Source organism: Neobacillus sp. YX16 (genome assembly GCF_030123505.1).
In the GTDB taxonomy this organism is placed as follows: Bacteria; Bacillota; Bacilli; order Bacillales; family Cytobacillaceae; genus Neobacillus.
The window spans coordinates 4196487-4210872 of record NZ_CP126115.1 but is presented as its reverse complement, the minus strand read 5'-3'; the positions used below and the strand labels follow the sequence as shown (position 1 = coordinate 4210872).

The window sequence follows — 14386 nt, the reverse complement described above, 5'->3', positions numbered from 1 at the left end:
GATTGGAGGATTTTATAATGAGTGTACATATTGGTGCGAAAGAAAATGAAATTGCTGAAACGGTATTACTGCCTGGAGACCCGTTAAGGGCTAAATATATCGCGGAAACCTTTTTAGAAGATGCCAAATGTTATAATGAAGTAAGAAATATGTTTGGTTATACCGGTACATACAAAGGGAAGAGAATTTCTGTTCAAGGAACAGGAATGGGTGTACCTTCTATCTCCATTTATGTAAATGAATTAATGAACAGCTATAATGTCCAAAATTTAATCCGAGTTGGCACATGCGGAGCCATCCAAAAGGACGTAAAAGTCCGAGATGTTATTTTGGCAATGACTAGTTCGACCGACTCTAATATGAATCGTCTTACTTTTGGAGGCGTTGATTTCGCTCCTTGTGCGAACTTTGATTTACTTAAAAAGGCCTATGATGCAGGTGTAGAAAAAGGGCTTAATTTAAAAGTAGGGAATATCTTTACTGCTGATTCTTTCTATAATGACAATGCTGAACTTGAAAAATGGGCAAAGTATCAGATTCTTGCCATTGAGATGGAAACAACTGCATTATATACATTAGCCGCTAAATTTAACCGCAGAGCATTGTCGGTACTTACTGTAAGTGATCATATCTTAACAGGTGAAGAAACAACAGCGGAAGAAAGACAATTAACATTTAATGATATGATTGTAGTTGCACTAGAAGCAGCGACAAAAGAATAGGTAAAACTGCCTCTTTCAAGTATTGAGAGAGGTTTCTTATTGATTTTTTTGGTAAAAATAGATATAGTGCAGAAAGTATAAAGAAAGATAGATAGGTGAGAATTATGGTATGGAAAAATATAGTATTAATTGGTTCAATGACAGTTCTTTTTAGCGGCTGTAGTCAGGTCGATTCATTATTAAATAAACTTCCCTTCACTGGAAATGACTCTAGTAAAAACCAAGAGTCTCAACAAGAAGAATCTCCAATAAATGATCCACTCAGTTTAGAATCAATGTTTTTCAATGATATTAAAGAAGTAGATGGCAAAAATGTCATCCAAAATTCTACGAACGTCATGGCATTGGTTAACAAAGAGTTTTATTTGCCAGAAAATTATATACCTGAGGATCTTGTCAAACCAGAAGTGGAATTCTCCTTTAGGGAAGAAGATATAGAAAAAAGTTTAATGAGAAAAGAAGCGGCAGAAGCATTAGAGAAAATGTTTACTAACGCTGCAAAAAATGGAATCGAAATTCTTGCTGTATCGGGATACCGCTCCTATAGCCGGCAGAAATCATTGTATGATGCTGAAGTAAATAGAGTAGGGGTAGAAAAGGCTGAGCAGGCTGTAGCTATTCCAGGTGCAAGTGAGCATCAATCTGGATTAGCCATGGATATTTCGAGCAGGTCGAATAAATTATATTTAAATGAAGCCTTTGCAAATACCACAGAAGGTAAATGGCTAAAAGAAAACGCACATCACTTTGGCTTTATTTTGAGATATCCTAAAGAGAAAATGGACATTACAAATTATATGTATGAGCCGTGGCATTTCCGCTATGTCGGTGTAAAAGCTGCAACGATTATGTACGAGCATAGCTGGACGCTAGAAGAATATTTCAATGAAGTGAAGAAAATTTAAATCGTGACTTCCGGCACGCCTGACTAATGGATGTGCCCTTTTTCATTATACATAACTTTTCTTTGTTATTTTTTTATGAAAAATGTTATTCTAATCACTAAGGGTTAGTTTTACATATTATTTTTTGGACAATGAAAGTGGTGAAATCTTTGGATGAGCAAAATGTTAATCAAGAAAATCTTGAACAAGAGCAGGAAATAGAGAAGAAATCTGGGTATGTACACATTAAGAAATTTCATTTTATATTGATGTTGTTTTTCCTTGTGTTGCTATCTACAGGCATTACAACATTTGCCTTATCGGTTGGGGATGAAAAAGTCATTACAGTTGGTACGGAAAGATCAGAATTTGATAAACTTTATACTGCCTATGATACGCTGAAGAGTGGATATTTTGAGGAGCTTGATCAGAAAAAGCTAATTAATGGGGCTATTGATGGAATGGTAAAAGCTCTAGACGATCCTTATACTGACTATATGAGTGTGGAGGAAGCGGAAAATTTCCATGCCTCAATTAATTCTTCATTCCAAGGAATCGGTGCAGAGATTCAAGAGAAAGACGGACATATTATGATTGTCTCACCAATTAAGGGCTCTCCAGCTGAAAAAGCGGGTTTGAGGCCGAATGATATCATTGTATCTGTCGACGGAAAAAGTCTACAGGGAATGACCTCGACTGAAGCGGTAACCATCATTCGTGGAAAAAAAGGAACAAAGGTGGAATTAACCATTCAACGGCCGGGAACAGACGCACCTGTTAAGGTACCGATTATCCGCGATGATATTCCTATTGAAACCGTTTATGGTGAAATGATTGGCGACGGTATTGCCAAAGTTCAAATTACAAGTTTTTCTACTAATACCTCAAAGGACCTTGCTGCGAAGCTAAATGAACTGCAGAAACAGGGGATGAAAGGGTTAGTCTTAGACTTGCGTCAAAATCCAGGCGGATTATTAGATGAAGCCATTAGTATTTCAAGTATGTTTGTTCCAAAAGGAAAACTAATATTAAAAGTGGAAGACCGGAATGGTAAGACCAAGGAATATCCTTCACAAAATGATGGGGATCCAGACTTCCCGTTGGTCGTATTAATTGATAAAGGCAGTGCCAGTGCCTCTGAAATTCTTGCTGGAGCAGTTAGCGAATCTGCTGGTGTTAAGCTAGTAGGTGAGAATTCCTTTGGGAAAGGAACCGTTCAAACGGCCAAGGACTTCCCTGACAATTCAAATATAAAATTTACAACTGCAAAATGGCTCACGCCAAATGGTAATTGGATTCATAAAAAAGGAATTAAGCCTGATATTGATGTTCCACTCCCTGAATACGCAACATTACCAATCATTAATCCTGACAAAGAGCTGAAGCTTTCAAGTTCTTCAACTGAGGTTGAATCAGCTCAGAAAATGTTAAAGGCAATTGGGTATGATCCAGGACGTGTAGACGGATTCTTCGATGAGAAAACACAGGAGGCTGTTATTAGCTTTCAAACAGCAAATAATCTGCCTGCTGATGGAATCTTAAAAGGAGATACTACCTTTAAATTAATGGAAAAGCTTAGAGAACAGATTCAAAACCATGATACTCAGCTTCAAAAAGCAATTGAAGTGTTAAAAGAGGAAATGAAATAATGAAAAGCCTGAACCGTGCTGCTGGTTCAGGCTTTTTCCATGTAGAAGTATAATCTTTGCCTAATTTTCCGAAAATGGAAATAAAAAAAGGAATTTGGTGATTTTAGATATGAAAAAGTTAATCATTGCCGTTATTGTCCTTTCCTTTTTCGGCTTCGGCCCCTTACAGACATTTTTTCAAAGCAGTACAGAGAAGAAGGGAGAAGAAGCGAAGAGTATCCCTTTTCTAGAAAAATTAAAGGATTCTTCTGAAAGTGAGAAGAAGGTGGAAACCTTTCTTATTATCGAAAATAGTAAAGGCTCAGCTTCATCAGCAATCGAACCAGGGCTGTTGTTAAAATATGATAAAGACCAAAATAAAATCGAGTACGGATCTATCATGCTTGCACTTGATGGCAAAGAAGGGGAATTGGAGAACCTGAAAAAACAGGCAGCAGAAAAATATCAAGTAGATATTGATTATTGTTTTATCTTTGATACTTCTGGTTTCGGGACTGTAATTGATGTGCTTGCTCCGAACGGGATAGAAATGATGACTGGAAATGAAGGGCATCTGGATGGTGAAAGACAAAGACTAAAGGGTGAGGATATTGTCCAATATTTTGAGCAGCTAAAAATGAATTCAAGTTATGCTAAAGAATTATCTCCAATATTTATGGCATTAAAAGAAGAAGTATTGAAAGAAATATCTGCTGAGGATTTCCTCACTATAGCACCACAAGTTCTGAATGAGATCTTAAAAAATGTCAACACTGACATAGGAAAAGGAAAGTTCATGGATTTGGGATTAACGGTAATGATGAACCCTGTCACTTCAATTGAAGAAATAGAAATAGTGGCTGCCAATAAAAAAAACAAGCTTGAAAATGTAAATAAAATGTTAGAAGATGAGCAAGGGATTTATTAATTAGTTGAGAAAGTGAATGAGTTCATTCGCTTTCTCATTAATTTTCAGGAAGAATATCTAATAATTGCCGGATTCTTTCTTTTTTACGTTCTATTACTTCTGCAATAAATTGACTATATTCATTATTTTTCTGCGAGTCATGCTCCTCATATAATTCCTTTAATTGGTCCAGGTGCTCTTTTAGGGTATATTCATTCACGCCAGAACCTCCTGAATGTACCTTGCGTAAAATAATTTCCACAAGCCTGTCATTGGTTGCTTCGAGAGATTTTGTCCCTTGTCGAACATAAATGGCACCATAACGAAGTTCATTCCGCTGAACAACAGAGGTGTAGGGCACATATTTTGGATCATATTCAATGATGAGTACCTGAAATCTTTTATTGCTTAATGTTTGTTGGTCCCTGCTAAAATAAAAATCCTCCGTCCGATATTTTAAGTATTTTGGCAATAAATTTGCCAGTTTATTATCGATATCTGCTTTATCTAGGAAATCATCTTCGTGAAGTCCAGTTAAAGAAATGGATCCCTCATCATTTTGACTGACACCAACAATAATACAGCCGCCGCCTGAATTTGCGATTGCAAGCACGTGTTTAGCCATCTTGGAAAATTCTGTCCATTTGGTTTTAAAATCTAGAAAATCTGTTTCACCCGTATTGTGAAGAAGAAGGTCTTTTAAGGATTCATGTGATGGGTTTTTAATAAAATGAAGGAGACTTCTTGGGTAGACATACTCATAAATCATGAGGGAAGGTCCTTTCTGAATATTCTTTTACTACTATTATAAGCCACATTTATCTAGTTGATAGCCCAATTTCAGCTATAATAAAAGGAATATCAGAGGAAAAAGAGGTAAACATAGATGAACAATACTGAGGTATATATTTTATCCGGGTTTTTAGGAAGTGGAAAAACGACGCTATTGAAGCGACTGCTTGAAAATGAGCAATTATCAGGGCGAAAAACCGCCGTAATGATGAATGAACTAGGAAAGGTCTCAATTGATTCAGAAGTCGCTCGGGACGAAGATGTAGCTTTGAAGGAGCTATTAGGGGGCTGTATCTGCTGTTCCATTCAGGACAAGCTTGAAGCACAGCTGCAGGGCTTATTATTGAATGAAAAGCCAGAAGTTATCTATATTGAAACCACGGGGGCTGCACACCCGGTTGAAGTTCTAGATGCCATCCTTTCACCCTTATTTGCGGATCAGTTTACGATAAAGGGAATTGTAACAACTGTGGATGGATTAAGATGGCGTGACAGAAAGACGTTAAGTCCACAGGTTCATCAATTACTGCTCGAGCAGGTCAGACACGCAGATTTTATCCTTGTTAATAAAATGGATGAACTGTCGGAATCAGAGCAATCAAAAATTATTTTTGAGATACAAGGAATTAATTCTGCTGCACGCTGCTTATTAACAAATTATTCTCAGGTCTCTATTGATGAATTGAGAAAACTGACACTTTCATCATTTTCAAAACAAACCAGTGCTGATTTTTCGAAAAATGCTCTTAATTTAACCACGTTTGTCTATCAATTCCAAGAACCAATCAACCATTCTGACTTCGAGGATTTTTTGAAGGGTTTACCTGAGAGGATATATCGCATCAAAGGCTATATAAAATTTGATTCCTTATCAAAACCATATCTCTTCCAATATTCTTATGGAATGCCTTTATATATGAAGGAAGAAATGAATTTACCATTAAATCTAGTATTTATCGGCGAAAATATGGATTGGTTTGAGATTGAGGAAAAGCTAGGTAAACTTGAAAAAGACTTCAAAAAACAAAATTAAAATGAATGAATATTTCTTCTTCAGGTAACTCTTTTAATGTAGTTATTTTTTCATTGTAAAGGGGGTTTAGATGAAGAAGAAAACAGTTTTTGTGATGGTTATTCTATTCCTCCTAAGTGGTCAAGGGATACAAGCAGCAACAAATATTAGTTACAAAATTGAAATGCTGCCATGGGAAGAAGCCAATAATGTGCTGCCGAAGTATTCAAAGTTTACGGTTCTAGATCTTGAAACAGGGAAGAAGTTTAAAGTTCAAAGGCGTGCCGGCAGTCATCATGCCGACGTACAGCCATTGACACCCAAGGATACAAAAATCATGAAAAAGATTTACGGAGGAGAATGGAGCTGGAAGCGGCGTGCCATCATCGTGATTCGCAATGATCAATGGATTGCCGGGTCGATGCATGGGATGCCGCACGGTGGGGGTGCCTTAAAAAATAATTTTCCAGGGCATTTTTGTATCCATTTTTTCGGCAGTACCACTCATCGGACGAACACAATGGACCTCTCGCATATGTTGATGGTTTATAAGGCGGCTGGGAAACTAGAAGAGTACTTAAGTATTACATCACCTTATGAAACGGTTGAAGCGTATATAGCTGGTTTAAAGCAGCAGGATTCCTATATTTCAAAGTTGATCTCTGTACAAAAGCTTGAATGGAAACCGATATTAGGCAGAATTGAAAATGTTAGAATAACCCGGATGCCAATTTTACCAGCAGAGGATTTAAAACAGGAAATAAGCATGGATGTTCCAATTGAAATTGATTGGTTTATTAAAAATAGAGGAAGTCAGCACTATCGTGGTGAAATCCATTTAATTCGATTTTCAACGATGGATGCCTGGAAAGTAGACTCTGAATCGTTTTTTAAAGAAAATGGCCTAAAATAAATAAAAAAACACCTTTAGCAAAAGTTAAAGGTGTTTTTCTGTTAGGCTTGTTCTCCGAATTTAATGAATGTTCTTTCGTCCTCAATTAGACCACAGGAAGCACATTGAATTCGATAATCAGGTCCATTGTATGGAAGGTGAAAGGGTTCTAATTCATTTTGACTGTATTCTTTCATCACTTCACCAGATTGCGGGTCAAGCTTCACAGATTGGGAAACTTGTTGAATAATATTAAAGCGGCTTCGATTGGTTTTACAATTAGGACATTTATAAGGTGTAGACATATATTACTCCTTTCATGGTGTTGTTAAAATCTATTTTTTGCAATAATATTGGAAAGTATGTAACAATGCAATTGAGGAGATATGGAGGTGGGGGTATTGACGATAGGAAATATCAATTTTGATGAATTACTAGCTGAATATCGAATGATTTGGAATAATCGTATGCTAGCTGCCAGTGATAGAAACAGTGAAGAGACCTTAACAGAGGCAGTGAAAAGGGAACTGCTTGATGAGAACTCTCATCCGAGAATACGGAAGAATAAATTTGAAAAATACTATTCCGCTATTAGCAGAATCACACAGTCGACCATCTCAAATGAGGCTAAGGTATCACTTATCCATGTCCACAATGGTATTATGGAGAAATTGATAAAGGAGAGTTAAACGTGAAAAAAATTAAATTGCTAAGTCTATTGATTTTAGCTTTATTGGTCGTCAGTGCATGCGGTACCAAAGACAATCAAAATCAAGCTGAAAAAGAGTTGCCTGAGTTTGTAGAAGTCAAGTTGACTGTTACCCCGGAGCATGGACAAGCCAATGAACCGATTATCTTTGAAGCAAAGGTTACACAAGGAGAAGAGAATGTTGAAGACGCAGACGAGGTGAAATTTGAAATTTGGCGTGCGAAGGATGAAAACCACGAAAAGGTAAAAATCGAGCATGCTGAAGATGGAATCTATCGCTTAGAAAAGTCGTTCGCACAAGAAGGAACGTATTATATTATTTCACACGTAACAGCTAGAGATATGCACAATATGCCTAAGAAAGAATTTGTTATTGGAACAGCAAGTGAAACGGAGGACCCAAATGAATCGAAGGATTCAATGGAAGGAATGGATATGGAAGGGCATTAGAGATGTAAAGACAGCAGTGTAATTGCTGTCTTTTTTCTATATCTCTGTAACATCGATTTGCGAATATTGAATGTCATATGCTTTTATTAATTTTATTTCAAGTATTCCATCTTTATATTTAGCAGTGGATCCTTTCTTTTTTACCATTGCCGGGAGCGTGATGGAATGTTTAGCATCTCGCTCTGGTATATGCTCCACCATTAGCTGATTCGCAGTATGATAAATCCGCAAATCTTTAAGGAGTGATTCATCCTTAATTGGTATTCTAACGAATACGGAATCATGCGTTTCAAAGGCTGAAGAGTTTAATGTATTACCCTGCTGAGAGGGATGGGATTTGAAATGATTCACAACGTCTTGAGGATTTATGGCACCACCCGATTGAGAGGGCATTACATTTCCCATAATGCCTTTAATAAATTGGTCGATTTCATCTGGTTTCATATGCTGAAGCTTATTCTTCATGTCTTTATTAAAAGGAAATAAATTCCATGGAAACATAATTTTCCCACCCTTTCTGTATACTCTCACTGGGCATTGCTACCATATACTATGCAATAAAGATGCTATGCGTTATAAACAGAAACATTTATATTCGCATATATAACATGCATGTCAGTCATATAGTATAGAAAAACTATATTGAGAGGTAATGGCTCGTGAAGAAAAAAACGGCTTTAATTACTGGGGGAGCTACTGGTCTAGGGGAAAAAACTGCTTGGCAGCTTGCCGAACAAGGTTATCAGCTGGCGATTAACTATCGAAACAGTAAAAAAGAAGCTTTTCTTTTATCACAAGAGCTTGAAAAGTATTTCGGGAATAAAATCATTTGCATTCAAGGTGATGTGGCAAATCAGTCTGATTGTACGCACATTGTTGAAAAAGTCTTGTCGGAATTTTCCTCAATTGATGTTGTCATTCATAATGCAGGACCATATGTACGCGAGAGAAAGAAAATGACGGAGTATTCAATCGATGAATGGAATTATTTAATAAATGGCAATTTAAATGCAGTATTCTATTTATCCAAGGTAATCATTCCAATTATGCGAAAGCAGCACTGGGGAAGAATTATTACAATGGGTTTTGATAGAGTGGAAACAGCTCCAGGCTGGATCTACCGATCGGCATTTAGTGCTGCAAAGACAGCACTTGCATCACTCACTAGAACCATTGCCATTGAGGAAGCGAACTTTGGAATTACCGCTAATATGGTTTGCCCAGGGGATATCATCTCTCAATGGAAGGAGAAAGATATTGAAGACTCCATCTTAAGTGAAAACGTTCCAGTTGGACGCCAAGGAACGGGGGAGGATATATCGAGAGTAATTTCCTTTCTTCTTGAAGAGAAATCTGACTTCATTACTGGGTGTATTATTCCTGTTACAGGAGGAATGGATGTACTCGGGAAGGCCTATTATCAAGCAAAAACACCTCAACAAACGGAGGAAACGTTATAGTCTTTCCTTTTTACAATTTTTGAACTATTCGATTTTGTGGCATAAATTGTATACCTTTTGTGGATAATAGATGTAGCACATCTATGAAAGGAGCAAAATAAAATGAGTTTTAACATGAATAGAATTAATCCAAATCAAACTCAAGTATTTTTTCATGATGGTCGTTTTGAAACATTAACGAATGAGGAACTAGAAGAATTTTTGCTCCACATGGGTATTAGTGAGGTTAATTCAGGAATGGAACAAGATGTAACGGATTAATAATATACTTTATAAAAACAAAAAAAGAAGCAATCGGCCATGGCCGGTTGCTTCTTATGCTTCTAACAAATGAGAAGGTTCTTCTTGTACAGCACCATTTCTCATGAGATAGAAGGAGTATTGGTCTTTAGGAATTTCATATAAATCGTACACATCACCATTTGCATTCAATTGGTCATAAAGTGATTTTCTAGTTTCATTGGCTTTAACAACATAAGGGAGTTTTTCGGCAGCCTTAATAGACCTGATATTTACCTTACGAATCCTCATAAAGATGGTTTCTATTCCCATGTTATAAAAAACTTCTTGGAAAAAAGCATCCTTTGCTGGGCTGTTATAGCCTTTTCCATGGTAAGGCTTACCAAGCCATGTGCCTAAAAATCCAGCATTATCTTCAATATCAAATAGATTAATGGTTCCGATTGGGTTACCCCATTCATCCAGAATCGTCCGTGAAATCAATTCACCGCGCTCTTCTGCTTCTATTGTTTGTTTTGTCATAAAGATAAATTCTTCATAAGAATCACATTTTTGACGCACAAAAGGAAAGACATCTGGATGCGACATTAGTTCAAATAATACATGGCTCTCATGAAGATCTCGTTTCTTAAGCATTGAATTTCCCTCCATTGGGCAATCCGATTCCATGTCTAAAGAAGCGGCCCACCCTCGAAATTTTTTATTCAGATAAACTAAAAAATTTCGGGGTGGGAATCGAACCCACTAGAACCAGGTATTACTGGTGGCGCACCATTTGCCTTCCCTATATCATTTTTTTTGTTGATGAAAAATAATGTGATTTACCCCCAGATTTTCAGGCCTTTTTCGGTCTCACTTAGAGTATCATACAAGAAAAAATAAAAAAAATAAATAGGTTTTTTGTTGTTTTTTCGTGATTATTTATTGGCAAATTTCAACATATTTCTACTCTTCTGAGAAAACGATTTCACCGCCAATCATCGTCCATTTTGGTTTTGCTAAATAATGAAACGGATGGTGACTCCATAGCACTAAATCAGCTTCTTTTCCCGCATCTATGCTTCCCAAATGAGTGTCTAACCTTAGGTTCCTCGCTGGAAGTATCGTGATTCCCTCAAGTGCATTTTGCTCGGAAAGACCCTCACGCACGGCTATGCCCGCACATAGATTTAAATATTGAATTGGGGTATAAGGATGATCGGTTGTTATCGAGACTTCGACACCGTTATTAGTAAGCTCTTGATAGGTTTTCCAAGTCTTGTTTTTCAGTTCAATTTTTGATCTTCTGGTTAAGGTTGGTCCGACAGAAACTTTTAAATTGATTCCAGATAACTCATTGGCAATTAAATGTCCTTCAGTACAATGCTCAATTCTTAAATCTAGATTGAATTCCTCTGCAAGACGTAATGCGGTAATAATATCATCAGCACGATGTGCATGAATTCTGACAGGAATTTCTCTTTTTAAAGCCATAACGAGTGGAGCTACTCTTAAATCATCAGGGGTATCTGTATGGATTGCTTTATAAAAAGCTTCCCTGAGCATTCCCATGATTCCCATTCTTGTAATGGAGTCATTATTTCCCTGACTGTGAATTCTTTTCGGATTTTCCCCCAGCGCAAGCTTTAGACCTGCAATTTCCTGGATGATCATTTTTTTAACATTTTTACCCGTTGTTTTAATGACAGATGTGGTTCCTCCAATGACATTGGCACTGCCTGGCATGACATGTGCAGTTGTGATACCGCTTTTAATCGCATCGGTAAAGGCGGGGTCTAATGGATAGACACCATCAATGGCTCGTATATGCGGTGTCATGGCTTCAGCCGTCTCATTTGCATCATTACCAGCCCATCCAGTTCCTTCATCATATAAACCTAAATGGGTATGAACATCAATAAACCCGGGAAAAAGATAATGGTTATTACATTCAATGATTTTGACATTTGTATCAACAAGAAGATTTTTTCCTACTTTTATTATTTTTCCGTTCTCAACCAAGACATCCCCGTTTTGAATTGGCTGGGATGTGATGGGATAGACATTCGCATTTTTTAGAAGTATTTTCATGATAATTTAACCTTTCCCATACTTAAAATAGTATTTTTACTATTTTATCAACAGTTCTGTTGAAGTGATAGTGGAAAGTAAGTGATTTTTAAAAAAATTACGAAACCTTTTCCTGGTATAAGCGTAAGTATTAGGGAAAGATAGAAAAAATTTTCAGTTGGGGGAATCATGAAATGGTAAAAAGTGAAGAAAGAATGCTTGCGGCTATTCTCTATGTTGTTAGTCTTTTTTTTCCGATTATAGGTCCACTTGTTATATGGTTATTAAAAAAGGATGAGTCATCATTTATCAATTATCATGGAAGAGAATATTTTAACTTTTTCATTTCTTACACTGTTTATTCAGTAATATCCGGAATCTTAGTCTTCCTAATCGTTGGTATTTTCCTATTATGGATTTTGGGAATTATGGCCCTCGTATTTACTATCATCGCTGCAGTAAAAGCTTATGAAGGAAATGAATATCGATTCCCATTAGTCTTTAGAGTAATTAAATAATATAGACCAACAAGCCCAGCAAAAAAAAATTGCTGGGTTTTGAACGTTTTTATAGTTCAAACGTCATATCATTATACAAAGTTAAAGAAGGGGGAATTAGTATGGATTTATTAGAAGAGATTAACTGGGGATTGATCGCGCCGCTCTTTATTATCCAACTTATTTTATTAATCGTATCATTTATAGACTTATCCCGAATTGAAAAAACAAATGGTCCGAAGCTTTTATGGGTATTTATTATTGTGTTTGTAAATATTATTGGGCCAATTCTCTATTTTGTGATTGGAAGGAGAAATGATTAATGTCTCTCATCCAAATTAAAGGGCTAAAAAAGATTTTTCAAGGTCATGAGGTAATAAAGGGGCTTGACTTTGAACTAGAAAAGGGCAAGTGTATTGCCCTTTTAGGTCCAAATGGGGCAGGTAAAACGACAACGCTGCGGATGCTTTCGGGTTTGATGAAACCAACTGAAGGGTCAATTACCTTTAGTGATGCTAAAAAGGATGGAGATATTCGCCATTTAATTGGCTATTTGCCACAATTTCCGGTTTTTTATGACTGGATGTCTGGATTGGAGTTTCTTCAATATGTGGGAAAACTTGCAGGATTAACAAGTAAAGAAGCAAAGGAACGATCCTTGGAGCTGCTGGAGCTTGTTGGAATAAGCAATGCGAAAAATAGAAGAGTAGGTAAATATTCTGGCGGGATGAGACAAAGGCTTGGCATTGCACAGGCAATCATTCACCGTCCGCAGTTAGTCATGCTGGATGAACCAGTTTCTGCATTAGATCCTTTTGGAAGAAGAGAAGTACTCGAGCTTCTAGAGGGATTGAAGAAGGAGACCACAATACTATTCTCTACTCATATCCTGAATGATGCTGAGGAAGTATGTGATGAAATATTATTTCTACATAATGGAGAAATTGTTGAGTCTGGGACAATGGTGAACTTGCGTGAGCGGCACCAACAGGCAAAAATCGACTTGATCTTCCGAAAGAAAACGGAGGAGATGGAGAGCACTCTAAAAAACCATTCCTTAACTAAATCAATTTTGGTAGATGGAAATCGAATTAGTGTATTTGTTACGAATGTTGAGCTAGCCAGGAAAGAGTTTTTAAAGCTGATTTTTGAAAAAGATTGGCAATTGGATAAATTTGAAATGAGCAGTATGACCCTTGAGGATGTATTTATGAAGGTGGTGGGAAAATGAGCCAGTGGATGACACTTTTTCAAAAAGAGATTCTTGAAATGTGGAGGAATTTTAAATGGATTTGGGTACCCATTACCTTTATCTTATTAGGCGTATCAGAGCCGGTAACGAGTTATTATTTACCGCAAATCATAAAATCATTTGGCGGCCTGCCAGAAGAAGCGATTATTGATATACCACCTCCAACGGCTGGAGCCGTTTTAGCTTCCGGGCTCAGCCAATACTCTACACTTGGAGTTTTAATCATTGTTCTAGGTACTATGGGTGTGATTGCTGGTGAACGAAAAAGTGGAGTGGCAGCCATGATTTTAGTAAAACCGGTCTCCTATCTGTCTTATATTACTTCTAAATGGGCGGGTAGTCTTTTGTTGGTATGGTTTTCTTTATTTATAGGGTATCTATCAACATGGTATTATACTGGTCAGTTATTTGAGTGGGTGGCATTCGGGGAATTTTTCCAATCGTTAGTTTTATATGGGGTGTGGTTAACTGTCATATTAACTGTTACCATATTTTTTAGTTCAGCTCTCTTGTCTCCAGGGATGGCAGCCTTCATATCGCTGGCACTGGTACTGGTGGTGAGTATTATTAGCGGGGTACTTTCTCACTTACTAGAGTGGAGCCCTTCGCAGTTAACTAGTTATGCAAGTGCTTTGTTAACTACAGGGAACCTTCCTGATGATACACTGCCAGCTAGTTTAATAGGCATCCTCCTCATTGTTATCCTATTATGGTTAAGTGTGTTCGTATTTAAGAAAAAAGAGCTTGCCTCTTAAGACCATTTTGATTGGTATATAGCAATTTTCATGAAGAGGTCATTAAATGGCTTCTTTTTTTCTACTAATTTAACGAAAAAACTCCTATCATTTTTTTTGTTCACGTTTAATAGAATAAAGATAAGAGAGGCAGATAA

The 14386-nt window shown here is 36.9% G+C and carries 19 protein-coding genes; 14 read left to right on the top strand and 5 right to left on the bottom strand.

Features of this window, described 5'->3' with window-relative positions; all coding sequences use genetic code 11:
* Positions 1–17: 17 nt before the first annotated feature.
* The 4 genes from deoD to QNH48_RS20625 all read left to right on the top strand — a co-directional run bounded on the left by deoD (position 18) and on the right by QNH48_RS20625 (position 4162).
* A complete protein-coding gene (gene deoD / locus QNH48_RS20640) occupies positions 18–722 on the top strand; it encodes a purine-nucleoside phosphorylase (protein WP_045524076.1) in 705 nt (234 codons plus the stop codon).
* 104 nt (positions 723–826) lie between these two features.
* Positions 827–1627 carry a M15 family metallopeptidase gene (locus tag QNH48_RS20635; RefSeq protein ID WP_283951813.1) on the top strand — a complete coding sequence of 267 codons (801 nt, stop codon included), beginning with the start codon at positions 827–829 and terminating at the stop codon, positions 1625–1627.
* A gap of 131 nt (positions 1628–1758) precedes the next feature.
* Complete coding sequence (locus tag QNH48_RS20630; RefSeq protein WP_283951812.1) at positions 1759–3255, top strand: lmo1851 family serine protease; 1497 nt, start codon at positions 1759–1761, stop codon at positions 3253–3255.
* A gap of 109 nt (positions 3256–3364) precedes the next feature.
* Positions 3365–4162 carry a hypothetical protein gene (locus QNH48_RS20625; RefSeq protein ID WP_283951811.1) on the top strand — a complete coding sequence of 266 codons (798 nt, stop codon included), beginning with the start codon at positions 3365–3367 and terminating at the stop codon, positions 4160–4162.
* 37 nt (positions 4163–4199) lie between these two features.
* On the opposite strand, the gene QNH48_RS20620 is transcribed toward QNH48_RS20625, so the two are convergent.
* Positions 4200–4910, bottom strand: a complete 711-nt coding sequence (locus QNH48_RS20620) for an AlbA family DNA-binding domain-containing protein (protein WP_283951810.1) — start codon at positions 4908–4910, stop codon at positions 4200–4202.
* Positions 4911–5027: 117 nt separating this feature from the next.
* Here QNH48_RS20620 and QNH48_RS20615 point away from each other — a divergent pair, with 117 nt between their 5' ends.
* On the top strand, positions 5028–5966 hold the full coding sequence (locus tag QNH48_RS20615) for a CobW family GTP-binding protein (RefSeq protein WP_283951809.1): 939 nt from the start codon (positions 5028–5030) through the stop codon (positions 5964–5966).
* 70 nt (positions 5967–6036) lie between these two features.
* Complete coding sequence (locus QNH48_RS20610) at positions 6037–6858, top strand: hypothetical protein (protein WP_283951808.1); 822 nt, start codon at positions 6037–6039, stop codon at positions 6856–6858.
* Between the two features lie 41 nt (positions 6859–6899).
* Here the strand turns inward: QNH48_RS20610 and QNH48_RS20605 are convergent, their stop codons facing one another.
* Positions 6900–7142 carry a DNA alkylation repair protein gene (locus QNH48_RS20605; protein ID WP_095250593.1) on the bottom strand — a complete coding sequence of 81 codons (243 nt, stop codon included), beginning with the start codon at positions 7140–7142 and terminating at the stop codon, positions 6900–6902.
* 96 nt (positions 7143–7238) lie between these two features.
* Here QNH48_RS20605 and QNH48_RS20600 point away from each other — a divergent pair, with 96 nt between their 5' ends.
* Positions 7239–7526, top strand: coding sequence for a hypothetical protein (locus QNH48_RS20600; protein WP_283951807.1), 288 nt, complete (start codon positions 7239–7241; stop codon positions 7524–7526).
* Positions 7527–7528: 2 nt separating this feature from the next.
* Positions 7529–7996 (top strand): FixH family protein, encoded by a 468-nt coding sequence (locus QNH48_RS20595; RefSeq protein ID WP_283951806.1) that lies wholly within the window; start codon positions 7529–7531, stop codon positions 7994–7996.
* A gap of 36 nt (positions 7997–8032) precedes the next feature.
* On the opposite strand, the gene QNH48_RS20590 is transcribed toward QNH48_RS20595, so the two are convergent.
* On the bottom strand, positions 8033–8497 hold the full coding sequence (locus QNH48_RS20590) for an Hsp20/alpha crystallin family protein (protein ID WP_283951805.1): 465 nt from the start codon (positions 8495–8497) through the stop codon (positions 8033–8035).
* Between the two features lie 158 nt (positions 8498–8655).
* On the opposite strand from QNH48_RS20590, the gene QNH48_RS20585 reads away from it, so the two are divergent.
* Positions 8656–9456, top strand: a complete 801-nt coding sequence (locus QNH48_RS20585; protein ID WP_283951804.1) for an SDR family oxidoreductase — start codon at positions 8656–8658, stop codon at positions 9454–9456.
* Between the two features lie 102 nt (positions 9457–9558).
* Entirely contained in the window at positions 9559–9717 is a 159-nt protein-coding gene (locus tag QNH48_RS20580; protein WP_165978972.1) for a hypothetical protein, read from the top strand.
* 54 nt (positions 9718–9771) lie between these two features.
* Here QNH48_RS20580 and QNH48_RS20575 read toward each other — a convergent pair whose 3' ends face one another.
* Entirely contained in the window at positions 9772–10332 is a 561-nt protein-coding gene (locus QNH48_RS20575) for a GNAT family N-acetyltransferase (protein WP_283951803.1), read from the bottom strand.
* A gap of 309 nt (positions 10333–10641) precedes the next feature.
* Positions 10642–11769 (bottom strand): amidohydrolase, encoded by a 1128-nt coding sequence (locus QNH48_RS20570; protein ID WP_283955836.1) that lies wholly within the window; start codon positions 11767–11769, stop codon positions 10642–10644.
* Between the two features lie 170 nt (positions 11770–11939).
* Between QNH48_RS20570 and QNH48_RS20565 the strand changes: the two genes are divergently transcribed.
* From QNH48_RS20565 to QNH48_RS20550, 4 genes are all read left to right on the top strand, one after another.
* Positions 11940–12263, top strand: coding sequence for a DUF4870 domain-containing protein (locus tag QNH48_RS20565; protein ID WP_095249608.1), 324 nt, complete (start codon positions 11940–11942; stop codon positions 12261–12263).
* Between the two features lie 101 nt (positions 12264–12364).
* Positions 12365–12565 (top strand): PLDc N-terminal domain-containing protein, encoded by a 201-nt coding sequence (locus QNH48_RS20560; protein WP_283951802.1) that lies wholly within the window; start codon positions 12365–12367, stop codon positions 12563–12565.
* On the top strand, positions 12565–13473 hold the full coding sequence (locus QNH48_RS20555; RefSeq protein ID WP_283951801.1) for an ABC transporter ATP-binding protein: 909 nt from the start codon (positions 12565–12567) through the stop codon (positions 13471–13473). The genes QNH48_RS20560 and QNH48_RS20555 overlap by 1 nt, the downstream gene beginning before the upstream one ends.
* Positions 13470–14249 carry an ABC transporter permease gene (locus QNH48_RS20550; RefSeq protein ID WP_283951800.1) on the top strand — a complete coding sequence of 260 codons (780 nt, stop codon included), beginning with the start codon at positions 13470–13472 and terminating at the stop codon, positions 14247–14249. Before QNH48_RS20555 ends, QNH48_RS20550 begins: the two co-directional genes overlap by 4 nt.
* Positions 14250–14386: the final 137 nt, after the last annotated feature.

Coding starts and splice junctions, on each gene's coding strand:
- deoD (WP_045524076.1), top strand. CDS start 18: ATGAGTGTACATATTGGTGCGAAAGAAAATGAAATTGCTGAAACGGTA.
- QNH48_RS20635 (WP_283951813.1), top strand. CDS start 827: ATGGTATGGAAAAATATAGTATTAATTGGTTCAATGACAGTTCTTTTT.
- QNH48_RS20630 (WP_283951812.1), top strand. CDS start 1,759: ATGAAAGTGGTGAAATCTTTGGATGAGCAAAATGTTAATCAAGAAAAT.
- QNH48_RS20625 (WP_283951811.1), top strand. CDS start 3,365: ATGAAAAAGTTAATCATTGCCGTTATTGTCCTTTCCTTTTTCGGCTTC.
- QNH48_RS20620 (WP_283951810.1), bottom strand. CDS start 4,910: ATGATTTATGAGTATGTCTACCCAAGAAGTCTCCTTCATTTTATTAAA.
- QNH48_RS20615 (WP_283951809.1), top strand. CDS start 5,028: ATGAACAATACTGAGGTATATATTTTATCCGGGTTTTTAGGAAGTGGA.
- QNH48_RS20610 (WP_283951808.1), top strand. CDS start 6,037: ATGAAGAAGAAAACAGTTTTTGTGATGGTTATTCTATTCCTCCTAAGT.
- QNH48_RS20605 (WP_095250593.1), bottom strand. CDS start 7,142: ATGTCTACACCTTATAAATGTCCTAATTGTAAAACCAATCGAAGCCGC.
- QNH48_RS20590 (WP_283951805.1), bottom strand. CDS start 8,497: ATGTTTCCATGGAATTTATTTCCTTTTAATAAAGACATGAAGAATAAG.
- QNH48_RS20580 (WP_165978972.1), top strand. CDS start 9,559: ATGAGTTTTAACATGAATAGAATTAATCCAAATCAAACTCAAGTATTT.
- QNH48_RS20575 (WP_283951803.1), bottom strand. CDS start 10,332: ATGCTTAAGAAACGAGATCTTCATGAGAGCCATGTATTATTTGAACTA.
- QNH48_RS20565 (WP_095249608.1), top strand. CDS start 11,940: ATGGTAAAAAGTGAAGAAAGAATGCTTGCGGCTATTCTCTATGTTGTT.
- QNH48_RS20560 (WP_283951802.1), top strand. CDS start 12,365: ATGGATTTATTAGAAGAGATTAACTGGGGATTGATCGCGCCGCTCTTT.
- QNH48_RS20555 (WP_283951801.1), top strand. CDS start 12,565: ATGTCTCTCATCCAAATTAAAGGGCTAAAAAAGATTTTTCAAGGTCAT.
- QNH48_RS20550 (WP_283951800.1), top strand. CDS start 13,470: ATGAGCCAGTGGATGACACTTTTTCAAAAAGAGATTCTTGAAATGTGG.